General features: G+C 52.3%; 21 protein-coding genes and 1 pseudogene. 10 read left to right on the plus strand and 12 right to left on the minus strand.

Translation table 11 applies throughout. From position 1 onward, the window contains the following. The coding region (locus INT21_RS07835; protein WP_193085029.1) for a hypothetical protein at window positions 1–482 on the plus strand (482 nt) is incomplete at its 5' end. Window positions 483–628: 146 nt separating this feature from the next. Here the strand turns inward: INT21_RS07835 and INT21_RS07840 are convergent. The 5 genes from INT21_RS07840 to INT21_RS07860 all read right to left on the minus strand — a co-directional run bounded on the left by INT21_RS07840 (window position 629) and on the right by INT21_RS07860 (window position 6,763). After that, complete coding sequence (locus tag INT21_RS07840; protein ID WP_096277095.1) at window positions 629–1,516, minus strand: hypothetical protein; 888 nt, start codon at window positions 1,514–1,516, stop codon at window positions 629–631. Window positions 1,517–2,205: 689 nt separating this feature from the next. Further along, window positions 2,206–3,267, minus strand: coding sequence for a TniQ family protein (locus INT21_RS20735; protein WP_192524527.1), 1,062 nt, complete (start codon window positions 3,265–3,267; stop codon window positions 2,206–2,208). 20 nt (window positions 3,268–3,287) lie between these two features. Continuing rightward, complete coding sequence (locus INT21_RS07850) at window positions 3,288–4,178, minus strand: TniB family NTP-binding protein (protein ID WP_176483352.1); 891 nt, start codon at window positions 4,176–4,178, stop codon at window positions 3,288–3,290. A 9-nt stretch (window positions 4,179–4,187) separates the two neighbouring features. Beyond that, window positions 4,188–6,023, minus strand: coding sequence for a Mu transposase C-terminal domain-containing protein (locus INT21_RS07855; protein WP_192526910.1), 1,836 nt, complete (start codon window positions 6,021–6,023; stop codon window positions 4,188–4,190). 50 nt (window positions 6,024–6,073) lie between these two features. Beyond that, window positions 6,074–6,763, minus strand: coding sequence for a TnsA endonuclease N-terminal domain-containing protein (locus INT21_RS07860; RefSeq protein ID WP_217990263.1), 690 nt, complete (start codon window positions 6,761–6,763; stop codon window positions 6,074–6,076). 140 nt (window positions 6,764–6,903) lie between these two features. On the opposite strand from INT21_RS07860, the pseudogene INT21_RS07865 reads away from it, so the two are divergent. Then, window positions 6,904–7,566: pseudogene (locus tag INT21_RS07865) on the plus strand (ATP-binding protein); the annotation flags it as partial. Here the strand turns inward: INT21_RS07865 and INT21_RS07870 are convergent. After that, window positions 7,563–8,144, minus strand: a complete 582-nt coding sequence (locus INT21_RS07870; protein WP_193059364.1) for an NADPH-dependent FMN reductase — start codon at window positions 8,142–8,144, stop codon at window positions 7,563–7,565. The pseudogene INT21_RS07865 and the gene INT21_RS07870 sit on opposite strands and share 4 nt — an antisense overlap. Window positions 8,145–8,362: 218 nt before the next feature. Between INT21_RS07870 and INT21_RS07875 the strand changes: the two genes are divergently transcribed. Then, window positions 8,363–9,673, plus strand: coding sequence for an esterase-like activity of phytase family protein (locus tag INT21_RS07875; RefSeq protein ID WP_226916902.1), 1,311 nt, complete (start codon window positions 8,363–8,365; stop codon window positions 9,671–9,673). Between the two features lie 90 nt (window positions 9,674–9,763). On the opposite strand, the gene INT21_RS07880 is transcribed toward INT21_RS07875, so the two are convergent. Then, a complete protein-coding gene (locus INT21_RS07880; protein WP_193059362.1) occupies window positions 9,764–10,744 on the minus strand; it encodes an alpha/beta hydrolase in 981 nt (326 codons plus the stop codon). 206 nt (window positions 10,745–10,950) lie between these two features. On the opposite strand from INT21_RS07880, the gene INT21_RS07885 reads away from it, so the two are divergent. Continuing rightward, the gene (locus INT21_RS07885) at window positions 10,951–13,125 is read left to right on the plus strand and encodes a malate synthase G (RefSeq protein ID WP_193085030.1); all 2,175 of its coding nucleotides are present in this window, start codon (window positions 10,951–10,953) and stop codon (window positions 13,123–13,125) included. 67 nt (window positions 13,126–13,192) lie between these two features. Next, window positions 13,193–13,615 carry a PaaI family thioesterase gene (locus INT21_RS07890; protein ID WP_038479517.1) on the plus strand — a complete coding sequence of 141 codons (423 nt, stop codon included), beginning with the start codon at window positions 13,193–13,195 and terminating at the stop codon, window positions 13,613–13,615. Window positions 13,616–13,623: 8 nt separating this feature from the next. Here the strand turns inward: INT21_RS07890 and INT21_RS07895 are convergent, their stop codons facing one another. Further along, a complete protein-coding gene (locus tag INT21_RS07895; RefSeq protein WP_083007660.1) occupies window positions 13,624–14,001 on the minus strand; it encodes a DUF423 domain-containing protein in 378 nt (125 codons plus the stop codon). Window positions 14,002–14,165: 164 nt separating this feature from the next. On the opposite strand from INT21_RS07895, the gene thiS reads away from it, so the two are divergent. The 3 genes from thiS to trmB are packed head-to-tail and all read left to right on the plus strand — an operon-like array spanning window position 14,166 to window position 16,007. Next, on the plus strand, window positions 14,166–14,387 hold the full coding sequence (gene thiS, locus INT21_RS07900) for a sulfur carrier protein ThiS (RefSeq protein WP_009723207.1): 222 nt from the start codon (window positions 14,166–14,168) through the stop codon (window positions 14,385–14,387). Between the two features lie 39 nt (window positions 14,388–14,426). Continuing rightward, the gene (locus INT21_RS07905) at window positions 14,427–15,221 is read left to right on the plus strand and encodes a thiazole synthase (protein WP_193059360.1); all 795 of its coding nucleotides are present in this window, start codon (window positions 14,427–14,429) and stop codon (window positions 15,219–15,221) included. A 12-nt stretch (window positions 15,222–15,233) separates the two neighbouring features. After that, window positions 15,234–16,007 (plus strand): tRNA (guanosine(46)-N7)-methyltransferase TrmB, encoded by a 774-nt coding sequence (gene trmB, locus INT21_RS07910; protein ID WP_193059359.1) that lies wholly within the window; start codon window positions 15,234–15,236, stop codon window positions 16,005–16,007. Between the two features lie 30 nt (window positions 16,008–16,037). Here the strand turns inward: trmB and INT21_RS07915 are convergent, their stop codons facing one another. Next, window positions 16,038–17,039: a 2-hydroxyacid dehydrogenase gene (locus INT21_RS07915; RefSeq protein WP_193059358.1), complete on the minus strand. Its 1,002-nt coding sequence runs from the start codon at window positions 17,037–17,039 to the stop codon at window positions 16,038–16,040. A gap of 576 nt (window positions 17,040–17,615) precedes the next feature. Beyond that, on the minus strand, window positions 17,616–18,530 hold the full coding sequence (locus INT21_RS07920) for an AEC family transporter (protein ID WP_193059357.1): 915 nt from the start codon (window positions 18,528–18,530) through the stop codon (window positions 17,616–17,618). Window positions 18,531–18,636: 106 nt separating this feature from the next. On the opposite strand from INT21_RS07920, the gene INT21_RS07925 reads away from it, so the two are divergent. Both INT21_RS07925 and INT21_RS07930 read left to right on the plus strand, forming a co-directional pair. Continuing rightward, on the plus strand, window positions 18,637–19,140 hold the full coding sequence (locus INT21_RS07925) for a hypothetical protein (protein WP_193059356.1): 504 nt from the start codon (window positions 18,637–18,639) through the stop codon (window positions 19,138–19,140). Between the two features lie 5 nt (window positions 19,141–19,145). Beyond that, window positions 19,146–19,754 carry an SCO family protein gene (locus INT21_RS07930; RefSeq protein ID WP_089040263.1) on the plus strand — a complete coding sequence of 203 codons (609 nt, stop codon included), beginning with the start codon at window positions 19,146–19,148 and terminating at the stop codon, window positions 19,752–19,754. 44 nt (window positions 19,755–19,798) lie between these two features. Here the strand turns inward: INT21_RS07930 and INT21_RS07935 are convergent, their stop codons facing one another. Next, window positions 19,799–20,848: a PHB depolymerase family esterase gene (locus INT21_RS07935; protein WP_193059355.1), complete on the minus strand. Its 1,050-nt coding sequence runs from the start codon at window positions 20,846–20,848 to the stop codon at window positions 19,799–19,801. Then, window positions 20,849–21,529: an FKBP-type peptidyl-prolyl cis-trans isomerase gene (locus INT21_RS07940; RefSeq protein ID WP_193059354.1), complete on the minus strand. Its 681-nt coding sequence runs from the start codon at window positions 21,527–21,529 to the stop codon at window positions 20,849–20,851. Window positions 21,530–21,545: the final 16 nt, after the last annotated feature.

Raw genomic sequence — 21,545 nt, forward strand, 5'->3', positions numbered from 1 at the left:
GTGGGTTAGAAGTGCTTCCGGGGGCCGGTCTCACGGATTCAGGAAAAATACATCAAGCACCCGCTGCTGAGTTTTTTTTCCAGCTGAGCCCTGTAGTACGTCCACTTTTTATTGAGTTCGAAAAAAATCGTTTTAAGGGGATGGTGAATCAAACGATTTCTAATCTTACTGAACCGCAGCGAAATTTTTTGGAGCTTTTTTGGCAAGAGCCGATAATTCATGGCACAAGGGAAAGCCAAAATTCAATGCCTTACAAAATCTACCATGCTGGCTTGGGATTAGTCACTGTACTTGGACTTTCAAAATCAGAATGGCGAGAAGGTGGACACCTGTGCGAGCGATTTGCACTTAATAACTATGCAAAGTCGAGATTGGAAGATGAGGTTTATGGTATTCCTCCTGTTCGGATTGAAGTTGATCTGAACCTCGAATATGTAGAAGGTCCCGGTTCCTCAGGTGGTGGAGCGCGAGGTCGGATTTAACAATCACAGGCATCAGTATTGACCACTAGAGCGAATAGCCAATTTGATGCGAATAAAAAAATGGCAAAGGTGTGGCAGCCTGTCAGCGATAACAAATGGTTATCATGCGAATTATCATAGGGCTCACATTGGCCAAGCTCTACACCTTACATTCCTATTTGCGCTTCAAGCTTTTTTACATGGTACCGCACAGTTCCCGTGCTCATAGGCTGCATACGGCTTCTGCCAGCAAAGATAAAAGCCTCAGGGTCGATTCCCAACTGATCTACCTTCATTAAATGAGGCAGCGGCCCGAGGAGCTCGTAGCGCTCATCATCCACAGTAATGAACACCTTTCGGCTGGATTGCACAACGTGTGCACAGCGAAGCATAAGTACCTTTTTTAATGGCAACTGATAAAGCATTGAAATTGCTGCAGGCATTAAAGCTTTAGCTTCGCGCTCGTTCGGTGTTGAAACAAGCTTTTCCATTACTGCCTTAATTTTTTTAACGTGTTGCTTATTGCTTATCCCTTTATTTTTTTTCTCAGGTAACACGAGATTAACGGCGTATTTATCTTTGGCAAAGGTTCTGAAAACAGCTAAGGAAGCACAATGCCCTGGCTTTTTCTTAGCATGAGATACGATAGCTTCTTCGGGAAGTTCCTGAATGGAAGATACCTTGGCTGACATCAATAGCTCTATAGCTGCTCGCAGATAGTTCCTAACAGTCAAAGGTTTGATTGGTGTCTCTTTGTAAGTAACTCTCTCACTCAATTCTTTTGCATAGTCGACGACCTCACGATGCCAAGGCTGCTTCTCATAACATTGCAAAATATCATTAATCCTCTTATTTTCAATCGCTTGCTCTTTCTCTTCGTTATCCCACTCTATGCCTAGTTTTTCTACTAAGAAATTCACCACATGAAAAGAACGGCGAAGCTTTTCAGCTCCAAATAAATTGAATAAGTGTTGCTGATCAATATCTCTGACGGACAAAGTATTCCGTTCGAGTATGACCAAAAAACGCGCATAACTATCTATTCGCGTCGTCATATTTCCCGCTTGCCTAGGAAGCCTTTCCCAAGAGCAAAACTCAAGAAATAGCGCTCTACACCAAGAAGCTTCAAATAACTCAAGGTTCAGCATTATTCGTCGGTCTAAACGGCGTTTTAAAGAACAGTCTTGGCAAGGGGCGTTGCCACCACCGGGAGTATCTGCTCCACAGTCAGGACATGAGTGAGTTTTTGGATATGGCCCGCTGCAATCTCTACAAACAGCTCGTCCTTCAACATCATATTGATGGAGCTGACGATATTTCCGACAAACCGAGCAGGTTACAAATGCGCAGGCCTTCCTTTCGCATGCCTGGCAGATAATCTCTGAAAGTTCACCATTAGTGATGCGTGAATATCTGCTAGAAAGACATCCACAACGGGAACAGGTATGTTCCTCTCGCCCATGCGGAGCGCAGCTTTTGCAAAACGCAGCGTGACCAATAAGATAACCGGCTCTCGGCAGCGGCTTATCGCAGCGCGCGCAGACACGGTGCAGCCTGAGGCACTCACCGCAGACCGGGTTCTCTTCATACTTATGGGCTCGCACTGACTCGCCGCATTTAGTGCAAGTCTTCTTCTTAAACTCACGGGCATAACATGTCGAGCAGTAAGCGCTCCCTTTGTAGCGCCTTTGCGCCTTAAGCATGGATCGACCACAGTCATCACACTGCAAGTGGGGCTTATGACTCACAAAAATGGGTATCCTAAAAAACTTAATATATGTCGAGCTCTTTCCTGGCGGAACTGTACAAGCTCAGTTCGTCGGCACCGATTTAGACAAGGGCCTTTTGGCTGCTGATTCGTGCTGCGCGTTCTTCGTACCCCCACAGGCAGATATGACAACTGCTCAGCAAAAAAAGCAGGCATTATAGATTTTATGAATGTCCTCTGAGTTAGACCAAGCACACTTGAACCTTCTTGGAATGACGATGGCCAATCAAGAAGCCAATATGCCAAGGTTTCCAAAATTGCAGTCCTATAGGCAACACGCTGATGCTCATACAAGCAACGCTGATTTGAAGGACGATGGAAGGGTTTCAAGTCGTAATGATGCCTCAGTCGATCATGCTGTAGCGAATTAGCGAGCACGCCTGCCATTACCCGAATGACACTCAGAGCTTCCGGACTGGTGGACGCTTGTGGGAGCAAGTTAGTCGGAGTTCCATTCGCTAATTTCAGTAGCTGGGATTGAAGAGCTAACACTAATGGAGAACAGCACAAGGTTGGTAACTTGCGAGAAAGAAGCGACACCCCACATACCGTACAGCGATCCATTCTTTGCACGGTACTTAGATGTGGCATCAATGGCGCATCACAACGTGGGCAAGCATCGCTCATCATGGCGCCATGGTAAGGACAAACAACCATAAACCCTAAACGCCAGTCACGATAATAGATGGCCCCATAATCCTTGAAGCATTCGGAACAATATTGGAGGCCGTGCTGGGTACGTACCTTGTTAGATATCCCCGCTGACAGAAGAAAGGGGACATTTCCCTGACGATGAATTTTTACCAAACTCTGCTCAATTGAACGTAATGTCATCCTTTCGACTGACGCAACATCAAAACCTGAGTGGCGCGACACGGTATAGAGCAGCTCATCACTGGCACTACGATCAATGTCACGGCTCCAGATAGGAATAGATGGAGCCCAGTAATTAGCAAACCGATAGGGGGTCAGGCCGTGAGCAAAGGCGCTACGCATCAACCACGAAGTAAACAGCTCATTCTTAGCTGGTGATAGCATGATCGCCCAGCTTCCTCTGATCACAGTTTAAGCGCCTCCTTGCCATAATCAGAGAGTTTAACCCAGCCGATGTTATCAAGAAGCTTAGCGTCTATATGCTCTTTACCATCTCGGATCGCTTTAACGGTCGCTCTTTTAAGCACGGTCGCTACGCCGCCGATGGTGCCCCCACTCATACTATGTAGCTTTATCGCGATATCCTGACTAGACAGCTGAGAGGGCTCAGCTAATGGCAGTAAGCGTTCAAAGCTGGCCAAGAGGCGCAAGAAGCTAACATCTAACTGCCATCGAGGTAGTGCCAGCGGCTCAAAGCGACTTGAGAGTTGAGTATCGGTGTGCAGCGCGAGAATGGAGTCACGCGTACCGACGGCTACAAGCGGAAGCTGTAGCTTATTGCTCAATCTTTTAAGCATTCCTAGAAAATGCCTCTGTTGTCTTGCACTTCCATGTAGCACATTGTGGATTTCATCAATAATGAGCATCCTGGCTTGTACGTAAGTTAATACCGAAATAGCTTGGTTCTCCTTACGCTGCACGGGATCCGTATCTCTGTGGGCTATCTTTAATGACAGAAGTAACTCAGTCCAAAAACGCCCCTCATTTGGTTCGGAGGGCATTTCCATAACAATGACAGGTGCTAATGGCTCTCCAGAGGGAAGAATCTTCACAGGATGCTTTTCTCTGAAACGGTCGATTAATGTACTTTTTCCATTCCCGCTTTCTCCGACCAGCAACGTGTTGGGCATCCGCTGTACACGGGGATGTGCTAATTGATCCTCAAGCCGGGTCATGATTTCTTTGGCCCTAGGATAGGAAATCCAATGGTTTTGCTGAGCGAAATAAATGCGGTCTTCCGTCGTCCAGGTGAGTGTCTCAGCAATCTCTGGCTTGAGGTGATCAAAATGGGCCATATTCATTCCCTAGGCATCGTCATCGAATGGTTCTATAGGCAGTGCGAATATATCAATCTCACTTTGCACCTCTGTTTGAGGTGGAGCAGGAAAAACACTCTTAGCAGGCGCTTGTGTTTCAACAGATTCCGTTTTCTTGGCGAGTTTCTTCGTCGTATTGATACGAGCCATCTGACGTCTTGCTTGCTTCGTTTTCGTGACGGCCTGTTCAACACGATGACGCATCTTGAGAATGGTCTCAAAAATCACATCCTCATCAACATGCCGCAGTCCTTCCTCTCGAATGCGGCGAGTTGCTTCCCGTAACTCCCACACACTAATCGCTGGTCGAGTAGGATTCCGATAAGGAACCATGTAATAGATCTCACTTTCAGGGTCGTAGAAATAGACTTTACTGATATCGCGTGGATCACGACGGATAGTAAATGAACGAGCCTTCGTTTGATTTTCGGGGTCTTTTGAACCAATCCAAGGGTTCAACACTTCATGGTAGTAATTAATTTCATCCAGCTGGACGCCGTAGCGCTGCACAGTGCGTGAATAAAGAGGAAGGAAGTCTAACTTCAAACGCGTGGGGTCAGTTGGTATAGGCGGCATCCCCAAGCCCGGCTGTGTTGAGTCTCCTAATATACCGAGTTGCCACTTGCGCATTGGTGGCATGTTCAATTCAGAATGCTTGCGACGGTGATACACCCCAACAATAAATTCAACTAAATGCTGCTCAAACTCACGAAGGGTGAGCGCTGATTCTTTTTCTGAGTCATATCCTTTCCGTTGCTCAACGTTGGAAAATGTTGTGCCAGGTAAGGTGTGTATCTCATTTGCAGCAGTACCCATATAACGCTCTATATGTCCGCCGTAGTGGGGAAGCTTTACCGGACGTAATTGCAGGTCGATACCGTATTGTTCACAAGCCCGGCGCAGCATTTTCCCCCGGAATTCTTTCGCGTTATCAGCATGCAGAACACGCATTTTCCCCCAGACTGGCCACTCTTGCCCCACCCCCAGGTTTGCAAGATATTCATGCTTAGGCAACATGGCATTGGAGACACACAAACCCACTGAGATAGCACTGGGCTTTTCCATGCTAACCGCAATCCCCACCACCATTCGTGAAAAGACATCAATAGCCAGAGTTATCCACGGTCGGCCAAGCGCCAGACGATGCTCTTCATCAACTAAGATGACGTCAGCAGGCGTATGATCTATTTGAACAACAGCAAGAGGGAAATCCGCATTTGGAAACTCTCCCCTGATAGGAGCAAAGGTGTCACGCGCCTTATCTCGTAGCCCGCGGCGTCTCATCGTTTCACGTGTCGAAATCTGTTTTATGCGGTTACGGATTGTATTGGAGTGAGGAGGAAGTAAACCGGCCTGTTTGCAATGAGCTTTGACAGTGATAATTACGTCACTGGGCTTATATCGTTGACGACTTAGATATAAGTCATTGATCGCCCCTTCGATTATTGCCTCGACTTTCTTATCGAGCTTTTTCGTACCTGGCTTGCGGCCTCGCGGGGCTGGTATCAATGCTGAAATATGGCCAGCCTCGTGATAGTCCTTAACCCATTGGTATAAAGTGGCAACGTGAACACCGGCTTCTTCTGCTAACTGCTCTGCCTTTGCACGAGTACGAAATGGATCGTCAAGTAGAGGACGGATTGCTGCAAACCGCTGCTGAGCAACTTGCCAGTCTTCGTCTTCGATCTCGGATAAATCCTTTCCTTCAGCAACACCACCTTCTCCAAGCTCTATATCCGTTACGGGACGAAGCTGATGCGCAGACAGACGGTGCACCTCTCCAGTGTCGGTATCTTTAGCAAGGAGGGTTGCTGTATCCAACAAGTGCGAAACTCTATAGGTACGACCATTGGCTGTTATCACAGACCCAGTAGTTACCGATAGAAAAGCGGGCTCTGTAGCCATAAGAAACCTTCTCCGTTAGTAATCCATATGGGGCTGGACATGTTTAATGGGCGTATGAGGTCAGCATGAACACGGCCTATAGCGATCATTTGCCATAAACAACTAAGCGCACACATACGCTTTTCCTCATTCGCATAAGCAGCTGTAAGTAGAATTTCAGGTGTTGTTTCACCGAGCACGGCAAGGGTTCTAGCCAAGTGAGTAGCGGTAGCCGAGTCCTCTGCCAAGTCCCTATAGGCCCTTAGAAATCGTGCATTGTTCAATAGGCCAGTGCCTCTAATCTCTCGCTCAGTCACAATGCGAAAGCCCCAACCTTGCTGCTTGCAATAGCGTATAGCTGCCTGAAATTTAGGCTTCATAATGTGCCAATTTTCTCTCAAATCTTCGCGATACTTAACCTCATACAGAATCGGCGCCGCTTCATCCGAGTAAGTCACGAGCATATCGGGCGTGTACTGACGCCTTTTTCGATCATCATCTTGATACTTAAGGGTTAGCGGCTGCTCACAAACCGTAGCGACCAACGGATCAAAATCGAGGATCATCAGGAAATCGCGCTCTAATGATGACTCAAAATTGCAAGTGCTTCCTCGTAAGAAAGAAACCTGCCCAGTAAGGCTCCTTCGGTTAGTTCCAATAACTCTAACAGGCCGATTCATATTCAGTCGCCTATATATTTGTGATTTTAACACCCAGTCGCTTATATTGGTGTCAATTAGTAGCGTATTTACTTGTCGAAAATAACGTAAGATATTGTTCCAGTATAGCATTAGTAGCTGTTTTTAGTGGAATTCACAGAGGCTCAAAGCCCAAACCTGGGGAAATCTCGCTTGCTCACCACGGTGTTCTATTTTTAGACGAGCTGCCGGAGTTTTCGCGCAACGTCTTAGAAGTGTTAAGGCAGCCACTGGAAACGGGGGAAATTCACCTCTCACGCGCCAGCCATGAACGCCGTTATCCAGCGCAGTTTCAACTCGTTGCCGCCATGAACCCCTGCCCCTGTGGACACTTGGGCGATCCGCGTCAGCGCTGCCAGTGCAGTTCCAGTCAGATTCAGCGCTATCAGGCACGGCTTTCTGGCCCGCTGCTAGACCGCATTGACCTGCAAGTGGAAGTGCCCGCCCTGCCGCCCGAGCAGCTTACCGCCCAAACTCAAGGCGAACCTTCCAGCGCCGTGCGCGAGCGAGTGATGGCCGCCCGAGAGCGCCAAATGGCGCGAGGCGCACTCAACAGCCAGCTAAGCGGCAAAGCCTTAGAAGCCGCCTGCGCGCTGAACGATGAAGAGCGCGCCTGGTTGGCAGGCGTGCTGGAAAAACTCAAGCTCTCTGCCCGTGCTTACCACCGCGTCCTGCGGGTCGCGCTTACCCTGGCCGATCTGCAAGGCGAACCCAAGCCTACCCAGCCGCACTTTATCGAGGCGATCGGCTACCGGCAGTTGGATAGGCTGTTGAAAGGTGCCTAGCGATGGTGATTGGCCATTACATCGACAAGCCGTTGGCATAGGGCGTCGAGCTTTCCACCCGTCGCTTCATCCTTGAGCGCGCCTGACTCGTTAAACGCACTGCCTGCCTTCGGCAATGATAGTGGCTGCGGCAGTACGGTCAAACTCAGATTGGCCAACAATTGCTGTCCAAGGGGCAATGCTCGAATACCGCCCAGCCCACCAGGGGATGCCGCTACCAGCGCAGCCCACTTACCGGCAAATAACTTGAGCCCCGGCGTATCCTGGTAGGGTCGTGACAGCCAGTCCAGTGTGTTTTTCAGCAGCGGTGTGATAAAGCCGTTGTACTCTGGCGAAGCGATCATCACTGCTTGGTGATCGGCCAGTATTTCGCGTAGCTTCAGTACATTATCAGGCATGCCCTGGGCTTCAATATCTTCATCGAACAGCGGGCAAGGGTAGTCTTTTAAATCGATAAAGGTAGCCTTTCCACCCAAGGCCTCAATGCGCTTGGCGGCAAGCTTCGCGAGCTGTTTGTTAAGCGAACCTTCACGGGCACTGCCCGCTAATACGAGAACTTTTGCTACTGATGATGCCATTACCATTTCCTCTTTATAAGAACGTGTTTGAAAGCCTCACCATTTAACATTTGTGTCTTTTGAGCAAGGCGTTTTTTGCTGATGAGCGGCTAGGCTCGATATGCAAGCTTGCCGCCATTAAAACGTCTGCACGCTGTCATTCAACTTTCACTATTACGGGTGAAAATTAGCAAAAGCTGAAACTGCTCTACTTTTTCTTCCTAAATAGTGAAACCGTGATGACTAAGCCGTTACTAGCGACCGCCCTATTCGCCTTTGTATTTACCAGTGCGGCGCACGCCCAGCAGGATTTTAGCGCCACATTGTCCGGCCATGCCCAGCTACCCGGCAGCAGCTTTGTGGCGGCGCCTTCCGGCGCCGCTGAGCACTACAACGTTTCAGGCCGTTTTACTGGCCCAGAGGGCCGTGCTGAGCAGTTGTATACCAACATGCAAGCCACCGGCTTAGCGCTACCCTTCCCCAGCCAGCCATTGCAGGGGTTTTCAGGTATTCGCTCGTTAGGCGATGATCGTTTCTTGGTATTAACCGATAACGGCTTTGGCTCCAAAGCCAACTCCTCTGACGTCATTCTGATGTTTAACATCATAAAGACTGACTGGGACACCGGGCGTGTCATCATCGAGGAGACCGTTCAACTATCGGACCCAAACCGCAAAGTGCCCTTCCCGATTATGAATGAAGCCACGCCTGGTCGCTTTTTAACCGGCGCTGATTTCGATATTGAATCGATACAGCCGGTGGGCGATAGCTACTGGATTGGCGATGAGTTCGGCCCCTGGATTATCCAGGTCGATAATCAGGGTGAAGTGCTGCAAGTGCTGGCCACTAACCCTAGTGGAACGCTGATGCGCTCACCAGACAATGCCTTTGCCCTCACCCCGAACCCTGGCGCGTCTCTCGCTGATGAGGTGGTAGTGTTTCGCTCCGGCGGCTATGAAGGCATGGCGCTCTCCGAAGACCAAACAACGCTCTATCCCTTGCTGGAAAAACCGATCTGGGACAGCAACGCCAACGCCCCGGAAACGATTGATGGCACCCCCGTGTTAAGAATGTTCGAGCTCGATACTGAAACCGGAGAATGGGGCGACACAACCCGCTACTACCCCTTGGAGTCTGCGGATCATGCGATTGGCGATTTCAACCTCATTGGCGGAACACGTGGCCTGATTATCGAGCGTGATAGTCGCCAGGGCGACCCGCGAGAAGCGTGGGCAGACAACCCCGCTGAGTTCAAACGTATCTACCTCATCGACCTCGACCGTACAGACGAGCAGGGAGTGCTTGAGAAAATCGCCTATATAGACCTGATGAACATCCAGGATCCAGATGGCATCGCGCCCCGCGGCACGATCAACGGCACCTTTAACTTTCCCTTCGTGACCATTGAGAATGTCGATCGCGTCGATGAGAGCACCATCGTGGTCGCCAATGACAACAACTACCCTTTCTCGATTGGCCGCCAGCAAGGACGCGCTGATGATAATGAGCTGATACTGCTCGATGTGGAGGACTTTCTGAACGCTCAGTAACGAAACTCAGTAGCGAAAATAGGCCTGAGGCAGGGCGCGCGCAAGCGCCCTAGCCTCAGCTTGCTCCTCCCAGTGCTTTAAACATTTACGTTATTGCCCACGCTCAACAACGTTGTCTACGAAACCATCCAGAGCTTCAAACAACACTTCACGAATGGGATCGGCCTCGTTAACTAAGTGGTGCCGTGCTTCTGGGTGGCGGTGGACCTCGGCATTGGGAAACTTCTCCTCCAACACCGCCAAATTCCACTCCCAATCGACGGTAAGATCTTGCTCACCCTGTAAAATAAGCGTCGGCAGCGGGTTAGGTTCCAACGCTAGCAAACGCGGCATCCAACGCCGCATCGCGGTTATCCAGGCGACGCTTAAGCGTTCCGGTTGCAGCGGGTCTTGGTCACGTAGGAACGCCGTAAACTGCTCATCGGTGGAGTTGGGGCGATACTTACGTGGTAGCTCCTTTAGAAAAGGGCTGGCAATCAGGTGCAGCCAACTAGACTGGCTCCAGCGCCAGGGGCGTACCAATGGCGCTAGCAGCACAATACCGGCCCAGCCTGCCGTTTCACGACGAGTGAGCGCGTCAGTCGCCAAGATGGCCGCCCCCGTACTCTGCCCAACACCTAGCCACGGCGTAGGGGCCATGCCCTGGCATTGTAATGTTGCCTGTAAATGCGCAAGGCAGTGCTGATAGTCGTCAAAATCGTCAATATCAGCGCGTGGGCCGCTGGAAAGACCGTGACCAGGAAGATCCCACAACACCACTCGCCACCCTTTGGCCAGCAGGCAGCCGAGCAAATGGCGGTAAAGGCCTAAATGGTCAAAGTAACCATGAATCACAAACGCAGTGCCCGTGGGCACAGGCGGGCTCCATACTTGGCACCACAGAGCAAAGCGTCCAGTATCAATAAATCCCGCGTGCACTTCGCTGGTATCGTTTAGTAGCGTTTCTAAACCGTAGTGGCGAAAATAGTCATGCACAGCGTCCGTTAGCGTGTCGCCCGGCCTAAGCTGGGAGAGCGATGACTCGCCTGCTGCTTGTCTAAACAAGCCTTCCAGGTGTTGGAAATTATGCATTAACGTCTCTCCGTGAACGCCACCTATCCATTGGCTGAATGATAGCGGAGACCACTACCGCTCTCATCATTTGGTCGAGCATTTTGCTGCTTTACGGCATCGGCTGTTTACATGCCCGCGCAGTTGTGGAAGTATTTTCCACAAATATACATTTACCCTGGCCGTGGCACGATAATATCCCACGGGCACCTTTACAGGAGAACCCCATGAGCGAGCGTATCACGCGTCACCGTTTACAGGTGTCAGCAGACCTGGACCGTTTCATCAATGAGCAGGCTTTACCGGGCACTGGTGTCGACGAAAGCACCTTTTGGGCTGGCATTGACGCCCTGTTCCATGATTTGACACCGAAAAATCGCCAGCTGCTTGAAGAGCGCGACACGCTCCAAGAAAAACTGGATGTCTGGCACCGTGAAAATCCGGGCCCGGTTAGCGATATGCCGGCTTACCGCAGCTTCATGAAAGAAGCTGGCTATCTGGTGGATGCACCCAACAGTGTTAAAACCACCACGGCCAATGTAGATCGTGAAGTGGCTGTTCAAGCAGGCCCGCAGTTGGTGGTGCCTGTGAGCAATGCCCGCTATGCACTGAACGCCGCTAATGCCCGCTGGGGTAGTTTGTACGATGCCCTATACGGCACCGATGCGATTTCAGAAGAAGATGGCGCTGAAAAAGGCACCAGTTTCAACCCGAAGCGTGGCCAAAAAGTTATCGCTTATGCCCGTGGTGTGCTTGATCGCGCTGCCCCACTGGCCACCGGCTCTCACCGCGATGCGGTGAAATACGCTATTCGTGATGGCCACTTGGTCGTTAGTCTGGAAGGCGGTCGTGAAACCGGCCTAAAAGATTCCGGCAAGCTGATCGGCTTTAACGGCGATGCATCCGCGCCTGAAGCAATCCTGCTTACTAACAACGGCCTGCACCTGGAAATCCAGATCGACGACAGCCACCCGATCGGTAAAACCGACCCCGCTCACGTGAAAGACGTGGTGGTGGAAGCGGCGCTGACCGCTATTATGGATTGTGAAGACTCCGTTGCTGCTGTCGACTCTGAAGATAAAGTCGGTGTTTACAGCAACTGGCTTGGCCTGATGAAGGGCGACCTGGAAGAGAGCATCGACAAAGGCGGCAAAACCTTCAAGCGGACGCTGCACGCCGATCGTACTTGGCAAACCACTGATGGCAGCACCGTTACACTGCCGGGTCGTTCGCTGATGTTCGTGCGTAACGTTGGCCATCTGATGACCACGCCTGCCGTCCTGGACGAAAATGGCAACGAACTGCCGGAAGGTATTCTGGATGCGGTAGTGACCTCGCTGCTGTCACTGCACGATCTGAAGAAAGACGCCGATCAGCCACGCAACTCCCGCGCTGGCTCAGTGTATATCGTGAAGCCGAAAATGCACGGGCCGAAAGAAGTGGCGTTCGCCAACGAACTGTTTGGTCGCGTTGAAGACATCCTGGGCATGAGCCGCGACACCCTGAAAATGGGCATCATGGATGAAGAGCGCCGCACTACTGTCAACTTGAAGGCGTGTATTGCTGAAGCGGCTTCTCGCGTTGTGTTCATCAACACCGGTTTCCTTGACCGCACCGGTGACGAAATGCACACCGCCATGGAAGCAGGCCCGATGGTTCGCAAAGGCGATATGAAGAGCGCTGCGTGGATCACTGCCTACGAGAAGAACAACGTGCAGGTAGGCTTAGCCTGTGGCCTGCGTGGTCGTGCTCAAATCGGTAAAGGTATGTGGGCGATGCCGGATCTGATGCATAGCATGCTAGAGCAAAAAATTGGTCACCCGAAAGCGGGTGCTAACACGGCATGGGTGCCTTCTCCAACGGCGGCTACGCTACATGCGCTTCACTACCACCAAGTCAACGTAGCGGACGTACAGCGCGAACTGGAAGCCCAAGGCGAACCCGACTTTTTAGATGACCTGCTCACCGTGCCAGTAGCCGAAAACGCCAACTGGTCGGATGAAGAGATTCAGCAAGAGTTGGATAACAACTGCCAGGGCATTCTGGGCTATGTGGTGCGCTGGGTTGAACATGGCGTGGGCTGCTCGAAAGTGCCGGACATTCATAACGTTGGCCTAATGGAAGACCGCGCTACGCTGCGTATTTCCAGCCAACATATCGCCAACTGGCTGCACCACGGCATTGTCGATGCGCCGCGAGTGGAAGAAACGCTTAAGCGTATGGCTAAAGTGGTTGATCAGCAGAACGCTGGCGACCCCACCTACACGGCCATGAGCGCCGACTTCGAAGGCTCAACCGCCTTTAAAGCAGCCTCTGACTTGGTGTTCAAAGGCCGCGTACAGCCTTCTGGCTACACCGAACCGCTACTTCACGCGTGGCGTCAGGTGCATAAGGCGAAGTAAACGCGCTTTGCGGTATCATCAGCCTCGAGGCGCATGCCTCGGGGCTTTTTTATAAAGGACAATAATAATGACCGTAATGACTGCCGAGCAGATTGAGCACTTTTTAGATGAGGTGTTTCCCCAGCGGATGGGCAGAATTGAAAGCGTTGGTGCGATGAGTGCCACCCTGCGACTAACCATCGGTGAGCAACACCTTCGCCCTGGCCCCAGGGTGTCTGGTCCGACCATGATGGGCTTTGCCGATGTGGCGTTGTATGTGGCCATTTTGGCGCAAATAGGCCCCGAAGCCATGGCGGTCACCAGTGACTTGAACTGCCATTTCTTACGCGCCGCTTCCGGCGAGCACGATATTGTTGCTCACGCCAAACTCATCAAGTTAGGCCGCCGTTTAGCGGTCGGCGAAGTGCAGATTTTCTCTGCCAGCGATGACACTAAACCGGTTGCGCATATTACCGCTAGCTACGCGCTGCCAGACAGCCCAACTGGCTAACCACCGCGCTAACGGCTGAGCAGCGCAGTGACGGCTAAGCCTAACCAGCCTGCCATCAGCAGCAAACCACCGATGGGCGTTACAATACCAACGCTAAGCCCTACTAGGGCCATTAGGTAAAGCGAGCCCGAAAATGCGGTGATACCCAACGCCCATAGCGCTAGCACGATGCGCTGCCCTGGCTGAGGGCACTGGCTGCGCCAAGCCAGTACCGCTAACATAGCCAACGTATGCCACGCTTGGTAACGCACGCCAGTTTCAACGATGTCGACCATGGCAGCAGTGGTACGCGATGCCAACCCGTGAGCCGCATAGGCCCCGAGTATCACCATTAATGCTCCTGAGAGTGCGACTAGGCACCACCAGGGTTTGTCTGCTCGCTGCATGCGTTACTCCTGTTTATAAATACTCGTTATAAATACTTGAGATAAGTACTCGACATACGCACTCGATATTTCACTGAGATGATTAACGTTGTCACATACCTTGAGCGGTGCGAAACCGCTACAATAGACAATGTTTTGCCTCACCGAATGGGACACTTACCGTTATGCCTACTCCTAATGAGTCGATACAACTGACGCTCAATGGCGAATCGCATACGCTGGCAGCTGGCCTTAGCGCCGCTGATCTAATTGAGCAATTAGGCCTGACCGGGCGCCGTATCGCTGTGGAAATTAACGAACAGATCGTGCCCAAAAGCCAGCTTGCTCAAACGCATTTAGCCAATGGCGACCAGATAGAAGTCGTTCACGCCATTGGCGGCGGCTAGCGTAGCCCATCACCGTTTTTGCTTTCAAAAGGAACCGCTATGACGCCACTGATTGATACACCGTTTACCGTTGCTGGACGCGAGTTCAGCTCCCGCCTGCTGGTGGGTACTGGCAAATACAAAGACTTTACCGAGACCGGCGCGGCCATTGCCCAAAGCGGCGCGGAAATTGTCACCTTTGCTGTGCGCCGCACCAACTTAGGCCAGGATGCCGACGCGCCTAACCTTCTCGATGTCATTTCCCCCCAGCGCTACACCTTGCTGCCCAACACCGCTGGCTGCTACAACGCCAAAGACGCTGTGCGCACCTGCCGCTTGGCGCGTGAGCTGCTAGACGGCCATAACCTGGTCAAGCTGGAAGTGCTCGGCGACGATCACACTCTCTACCCCAATGTGGTCGAGACGCTAAAAGCTGCTGAGACACTGCTGGCTGATGGCTTTGACGTCATGGTGTACACCAGTGATGACCCCATTGTGGCACGTGAACTAGAAGCTATGGGCTGCTGCGCCATCATGCCGCTAGGTTCGCTGATTGGCTCGGGGCATGGCATTCAAAACCCGCATAATGTACGCCTGATTGTTGAGCAAAGCAGTGTACCCGTGCTGGTCGATGCGGGCATCGGCACCGCTTCTGACGCCGCCATGGCAATGGAGCTAGGGTGTGACGGCGTGCTGCTCAACACGGCGATCGCTCACGCCCGCGACCCGCTGCGTATGGCTAACGCCATGAAGCTGGCCGTAGAAGCTGGCCGCGATGCCTTCTTAGCAGGCCGTATGCCACGCCGCCAGAGCGCCGATCCCTCTTCGCCTTTTGCAGGCCGAATTAACGGCTGATACAGAGACACCATGACCGATACGAACGACACCACGCCTGAAAGCAACAACACTGCTGGCGCTGAGAGCAACACCACAGGCCCTGAAAATGCTGATGCCCCGCTACACCGGCGGGGGATTAAGAGCTACGTGATTCGCGCAGGGCGCATGACCCCAGCGCAAAGCCGCGGTTTAGAAGACGTTTGGCCACGCTTAGGACTGACGATTGCCGATGGGCGTCAGGATCTGGACACCCTGTTTGGCCGCCAAGCACCGCGCGTGGTGGAAATTGGCTTTGGTATGGGCAACTCACTCATCGAGCAAGCCGAACGCCACCCAGATACCGACTTTATCGGTATCGAGGTTCACGCGCCGGGTGTGGGCAAGCTGCTGGATGAGGTAGATAAACGCGGCCTAACTAACCTGCGCGTTTACCGCGAAGATGCCTTAGCGGTGCTGGAGCAGTGTCTGCCTGAAGACTCATTAACCACGCTACAGCTCTTTTTCCCCGATCCATGGCCGAAAAAGAAGCACAACAAGCGGCGTATTGTGCAACCTGCGTTTGTTGAGCTGATTCGTACGCGCTTAAAACCTGGCGGCACCTTCCACCTGGCGACCGACTGGGAAGCCTATGCCGAGTGGATGGCTGAGGTTATGGACGCCGCACCCGGCTATACGAATACCGCCAGCGCCGACACAGCGCCCTACGTTCCACGCCCAGACTTTCGCCCGCTAACTAAGTTTGAAGCCCGCGGCGAGAAACTTGGCCACGGCGTATGGGATTTGATTTACCGCCGTGACGTTTAAACACAGCGACTAAAGATAGCTCAGCGTCGTTTACGTTCGCTTATCGTAAACGACGCGATGCAGCGTACCGCTACCGCTTTCAAAGGCATCAATATTCGCCAGTGTGGTCTCGGCGATATTGGTCAACGCCTCGGTGGTAAAAAATGCCTGATGTCCAGTGATCAGTACGTTGTGAAAGGTCGTCAGGCGCATGAACTGGTCATCATCGATCACTTTGTGCGATAGATCCTCGAAAAACAGCTGCTCCTCTTCTTCGTAAACATCTAGCCCTAAGCGGCCAATTTTGCCGCTTTTCAGACCAGCGATCACCGCTTGGGTGTCAACCACTCGCCCACGTCCGGTATTAATCAGCATCACACCCTGCTTCATTTGTGCAATGGCCGCGGCGTTAATCAGGTGATCAGTATCGGGTGTTAACGGGCAGTGCAGCGAGATAATATCTGCCTGAGCATAGAGCGACGCCAGCGGCACGTACTCCACAAACGGCTCGGCATTCGGATTTGGAAAAGGATCGCTGGCAACTACTCGGCAGCCAAAGCCATGCATGATATTGGCAAAGATCAAGCCAATCTGCCCAGTGCCAATCACGCCCACGGTTTTGCCATGCAGATCGAACCCCAGCAGTCCGTCTAGGGCAAAGTTGCCCTCGCGCACTCGGTTGTAAGCGCGATAGGTCATGCGGTTCAGGCTTAACACTAAGGCCACCGCGTGCTCTGCTACGGCATGAGGCGAATAAGCGGGCACCCGCACCACGGTAATTCCCAACCGTTCGGCCGTCGCCAAGTCAACATGGTTAAAGCCCGCCGAGCGCAGTGCTACCAATCGTATGCCGCTCGTGTGTAGCTGCTCTAAAACGTCCGCATACAGATGGTCATTTACAAAAGCGCATACAACTTCAAACCCTTTCGCGAGAGGCGCTGTATCGACGTTCAAGCGCGCATCAAAAAAGCTTAATTCGTGCCGATTCGAGGCATTAGCACGAGTAAGGAAGGTTTCGTCATAAGGCTTAGCGCTAAAAACGGCAACGCGCATGGCATGTCTCCTGGCTCTGGATAGATGATCAGCATAGGCAATTCGCCTATTGTCTGCCCAAACGTCACAAGAGGTATTCACCGAGATCAAAGAAAGATGCCGCTATAAAAAAAGAAAGCCGCTCCAGGGGAGCAGCAAAAGACCGTGACTAGCAAGGAAAGTGGAACCATGACAGGAAACTGGCGCTGATCTTTGAAATAGCGTCGTGGTTGCCAATGTTTCAGCAAACACGGTCACTAGAAAAAAAGAAAGCCGCTCCAAGGGAGCGGCAAAAGACCGTGACTAGCAAGGAAAGAGGAACCATGACAGGAAACTGGCGCTGATCTTTGAAATAGCGTCGTGGTTGCCAATGTTTCAGCAAACACGGTCACTAGAAAAAAAGAAAGCCGCTCCAAGGGAGCGGCAAAAGACCGTGACTAGCAATGAGAGGGAGAAACCATGACAGGAAACTGGCGGTTTCTGTCGTGGTTGCCAACGTCTCATTAAACGCTGACAATCACAATATAATCATTCTCATTTACCACGTCAACCTAAATGCGAATACTTTTTATTTATTTTTAAGACAGTTTTTTTACACTACCCCACCAGCTGCAACCAAACGGGCAACGTCAGCATCGCTAACAGCGTCTGGCCGGTAATAATTGCCGCCATAAGCTCTGCATCACCCCCCAACTGCCGAGCAAGAATGTAAGCAGATGTGGCGGTAGGCAGCGCTGCAAACAGCAGCGCCACATCACGGCTGATAGGGTCCAGCCCCACCAGCCACGCTAATAGCAGCACCACCGCAGGCATTAACAGCAGCTTGATGCTATTCGTCGCTATCACGCCACGATCAAGCCGTAGCAGTGCTGCGGGGCGCAGCGCCACGCCCACGGCAATGAGCCCTAACGGCAGCGCCGCACCTCCCAATAACCCTACGGTATCCTCGCTCCAACCGGGCAAGCCAACCCCCGAAAGATTGAGTCCGATACCTGCTAGACAGGACAAAATCAGCGGATTTTTAGCCAGTGCGAGGGCACTTTGGCCAAGGCTTCCACTGCCTAGCGTCCCTGCCGCGACAAAGCTTGCGACGCACATTACGTTCACCACCGGTACCATGAGTGCCACCGCCACAGCGGCGGTAGTCGCCCCCATGCTGCCATGCAGTGCCGCAGCGCCCGCGACACCCACGTAGGTGTTAAAACGCACGGCGCCTTGGAACACCGACGTGAACGCCGCAGGCGTTAAGCCAAGGTAACCACGACAGCGCCATAGCAACAGGCCCAAAACCCCCATCGTGCCGAGCAATACCAGCGCTATGCGCCCAACCGGTACTTGGCTGACATCAGCAGTAGCCAGCGTACCTATCAGCATGGCTGGAAATAGCACAAAGTAGATCAGACGCTCCATTTGCGGCCAGAACGTAGCACTTGGCCAACGGCCATAGCCAATGGCAGCGCCCAGTAAAATCAATAAAAACAGTGGCCCAAGTGCGCCAGTAATGCTCTCCATTGTTATTCCTTGTTAACTGCGACATCCCAGCACAGCGACATCCGTGCGATTACTGTTACCATGAAACTAACTTCCATCTTACGGCCTGCGTAGTGACCATTCTGCCATGAAGAACTTGCCTAAACCTGGCTACTTTACGGGTTTTCCAGCACTGAAAGTGCTTATCCTCATCACGGGCATCTCACTGGCCGCCTGCACGTGGTACGTGTTTGCCAATTGGCTGCGCGATGATGGTGATATTGCATGGTTTACACCAGATGCCAACTGCAACCTACACACCAGTACGTGCTCGGCAGTACTGGGCGATAAAGGCCGCCTAACACTCACCGTTGATGCCGATGGCCGTATCGATGCGCTGGATATTCTGCCACTGGATGTAGAAGTCGAGGGCCTCAACCCAAGCCATGTAACGGTCGACTTTATCGGGCGTGATATGGATATGGGCTTACACCGTTTTGGGTTAACCGCCTCTGCGCCCGGTCACTTTCATGGCCAAGGGCAAGTCGGTATCTGCACGCAAGACGTGATGCCCTGGCGAGCACGGGTTATCCTGGAAACACCGGAAGGCAAGCTGGGCAGTTGGTTCGACTTTGACGTGATTAGGAGTTAGTACGTATGGCCGCTAAACCAAACAATCGTAAAGCACTCTGGCTGGGACTAGTGCTAATACTTGTCTTGCTGACCATTTCGGCTATCGGCCTTTACCAGTTTGCTTTCCAGCCAGACAGCGATGACGTGACGGGGGGACCAATAGAAATGCCCTCTACTCAAGGTGATTTCTCTCTCGCCCAGCTAGATGAAGACGACATTGCGATTGTTTCATTTGGCTACACCTACTGCCCAGACGTTTGCCCAATGAATCAGGCTGTTAAACGTCAGGCATTGGCCCAGCTAAGCGATGCACAGCGCGAACGCGTGGTGCCGATAATGATAACGGTTGACCCTGAACGCGATACGCTGCCGCGCATGGAAGAGTATATGCAGTTCTTTGGTGATACGTTTATCGGCTTGGTGGGTAGTCAAGAGCAGCTTGCAGATGTAGCGGCACGCTATGGCGTGATTTGGCGGCGAGTGGAGGCGCCCGATTCAGCCATGGCCTACACCATTGACCATAGCGCTTCGCTTTTCTTGGTTAACCGCAACGGTGAGATTTTACAGAGAGTACTCTACTCCCCAGCACCGCACGGCTTAGTGTCAGCGCTGGAGAATGAGTTAGGTAGCTAGCCGAAATACACGGTGAAGTCTCTGGTTTTAGGATGTACTTGGAATTAAGGCGTGCTTTGTAGGTGTTCAAGCATCTCCATTAGCGCTCTGGCTTGAGTGCCATCACGCGTGTCATGCAGCGGGTTGAGCTGCCAAGTACTTTCGGCAAAGCCCCACCAATCCCAGCACCCCTGAGGATTAGCCATACTGCTTTCCGCCTGCGGGTATAGCACCACTTGACCATGGTCTGCTGCCCAACGGTTCAAACCACTGTGGCGTACAAACGTATCGCCAATGGCATCAACGCTCATTTGACAACCATGCAAGGCTATTGTGACAGGACACCCTCCCGCCTCACACGCCTCAGGAATAAACAGATATCCCACATCAGCCAAGCCTTTAACCGCGAACTCCGACTGATCAAAGGCAATCACTTCGCCCTCGCTAGCATTAGCCTCACGCTCAGGGTAAAGCCATGAGAGCATATCGCCAGCCACGTTCTCATCACAGGCAAGTACATGGCTACCACCGCCCTGGCGACAGTCGCCAAGTGCCTGGGGGCTAGCGTTGGCCTGCTTCGGCAGTTTGATGGGCCAGCCATGGCCTGTGTTCTCACTGCGCACGAAACGCAGCTGTTCTGAAGATGCCAGCCAGCGCTGCCACTGTTCTGCTAACAAACTCCCTAGCTCTGGAGAAACCGTGCCATCTTCATCACCGTGCCATACATAGGCACGCAGCTGGCTTAATGCGTCGCGCTCCCCCACCTGCTCAAGCGACTCGTAACGCTCGCGCCGACGGTCCAGCTCATCCAAGGAAGGCAACCCACGGCGGGTGCTCATGCACTGGTTAAGCGCCAAACTGAGCGCGCCCTGGGCACAGCTCCAAGGGCCCGCCGCTAATACACCTACACCACTAAAGCGCTCAGGCCAAGCAACCGCCAACTGTGCGGCCATGTAACCGCCAGAAGAGACACCTACCACGCTCGCGTGATCGCTCGCTGCGCTTAGTGCAGGTAAATCACCAGGCACGGTATCTGCTTCAGCGTGAACAGCCGTGCTGCCCAGCAGTAACAGCGCACCCAAAAAACAAGATGTAGAAGCGGCGGGACGTGTCATTTACTCTACGCCTAACAGTTCAACACGGAACGTCAGCATTTCATTTGGGCCAATAGGGCCTTGGCCGCCTTCACCATAAGCCAGCTCAGCAGGGATATATAGCATCCAGCTGTCGCCAACGCTCATCAGTTGAAGCGCTTCCTGCCAACCTTCAATGACTTGATTTACCTGGAAACTCACCGACTGACCACGCTCAAAGGAACTGTCGAATACGGTGCCATCTAGCAGCATGCCTTCATAGTTCACTTCAACGGTGTCTTCAGCGCCAGGCGTTGCGCCGTCACCGGACTCAAGCACTTCATACTGCAAGCCAGACTCAGTCACTTCAACTTCTTCACGCTCAGCGTTTTCCGCTAGGTAAGCTTGGCCTTCCTCTAGATTAAGCTGGGCAATTTCAGCGGCTTCTTGCTCGCGCTCTGCCATAGAACGCTCTTGGAAAGCGACCAGCGCCTCCATCATTTCTTCCTCGCTTAACGCCAACTCGTTGCCATCAAAGACATCGCGCATGCCGTCCGTAAATGTATCTAGATCGAGGTCTTCAATATCAGCCTGCATGCTCTCGCCTAGAGTGACGCCTAAGCTATAGGCAAGACGCTGTTCGTCGGTTTCAGGAGCCGCTGCCGCGAACGGAGCAACCAGTAACAAACTCGCCAAGGCGGTGGAAGAAAACAATACTTTCATGTAAAGAACCTTATCC

The sequence above is a fragment of the Halomonas sp. 3F2F genome (genome assembly GCF_014897805.1).
Lineage (GTDB): Bacteria > Pseudomonadota > Gammaproteobacteria > Pseudomonadales > Halomonadaceae > Vreelandella.

Coding starts and splice junctions, on each gene's coding strand:
- INT21_RS07840 (WP_096277095.1), bottom strand. CDS start 1,516: ATGACGACGCGAATAGATAGTTATGCGCGTTTTTTGGTCATACTCGAA.
- INT21_RS20735 (WP_192524527.1), bottom strand. CDS start 3,267: ATGCTATCACCAGCTAAGAATGAGCTGTTTACTTCGTGGTTGATGCGT.
- INT21_RS07850 (WP_176483352.1), bottom strand. CDS start 4,178: ATGGCCCATTTTGATCACCTCAAGCCAGAGATTGCTGAGACACTCACC.
- INT21_RS07860 (WP_217990263.1), bottom strand. CDS start 6,763: ATGAATCGGCCTGTTAGAGTTATTGGAACTAACCGAAGGAGCCTTACT.
- INT21_RS07870 (WP_193059364.1), bottom strand. CDS start 8,144: ATGGCATCATCAGTAGCAAAAGTTCTCGTATTAGCGGGCAGTGCCCGT.
- INT21_RS07875 (WP_226916902.1), top strand. CDS start 8,363: ATGACTAAGCCGTTACTAGCGACCGCCCTATTCGCCTTTGTATTTACC.
- INT21_RS07880 (WP_193059362.1), bottom strand. CDS start 10,744: ATGCATAATTTCCAACACCTGGAAGGCTTGTTTAGACAAGCAGCAGGC.
- INT21_RS07885 (WP_193085030.1), top strand. CDS start 10,951: ATGAGCGAGCGTATCACGCGTCACCGTTTACAGGTGTCAGCAGACCTG.
- INT21_RS07890 (WP_038479517.1), top strand. CDS start 13,193: ATGACCGTAATGACTGCCGAGCAGATTGAGCACTTTTTAGATGAGGTG.
- INT21_RS07895 (WP_083007660.1), bottom strand. CDS start 14,001: ATGCAGCGAGCAGACAAACCCTGGTGGTGCCTAGTCGCACTCTCAGGA.
- thiS (WP_009723207.1), top strand. CDS start 14,166: ATGCCTACTCCTAATGAGTCGATACAACTGACGCTCAATGGCGAATCG.
- INT21_RS07905 (WP_193059360.1), top strand. CDS start 14,427: ATGACGCCACTGATTGATACACCGTTTACCGTTGCTGGACGCGAGTTC.
- trmB (WP_193059359.1), top strand. CDS start 15,234: ATGACCGATACGAACGACACCACGCCTGAAAGCAACAACACTGCTGGC.
- INT21_RS07915 (WP_193059358.1), bottom strand. CDS start 17,039: ATGCGCGTTGCCGTTTTTAGCGCTAAGCCTTATGACGAAACCTTCCTT.
- INT21_RS07920 (WP_193059357.1), bottom strand. CDS start 18,530: ATGGAGAGCATTACTGGCGCACTTGGGCCACTGTTTTTATTGATTTTA.
- INT21_RS07925 (WP_193059356.1), top strand. CDS start 18,637: ATGAAGAACTTGCCTAAACCTGGCTACTTTACGGGTTTTCCAGCACTG.
- INT21_RS07930 (WP_089040263.1), top strand. CDS start 19,146: ATGGCCGCTAAACCAAACAATCGTAAAGCACTCTGGCTGGGACTAGTG.
- INT21_RS07935 (WP_193059355.1), bottom strand. CDS start 20,848: ATGACACGTCCCGCCGCTTCTACATCTTGTTTTTTGGGTGCGCTGTTA.
- INT21_RS07940 (WP_193059354.1), bottom strand. CDS start 21,529: ATGAAAGTATTGTTTTCTTCCACCGCCTTGGCGAGTTTGTTACTGGTT.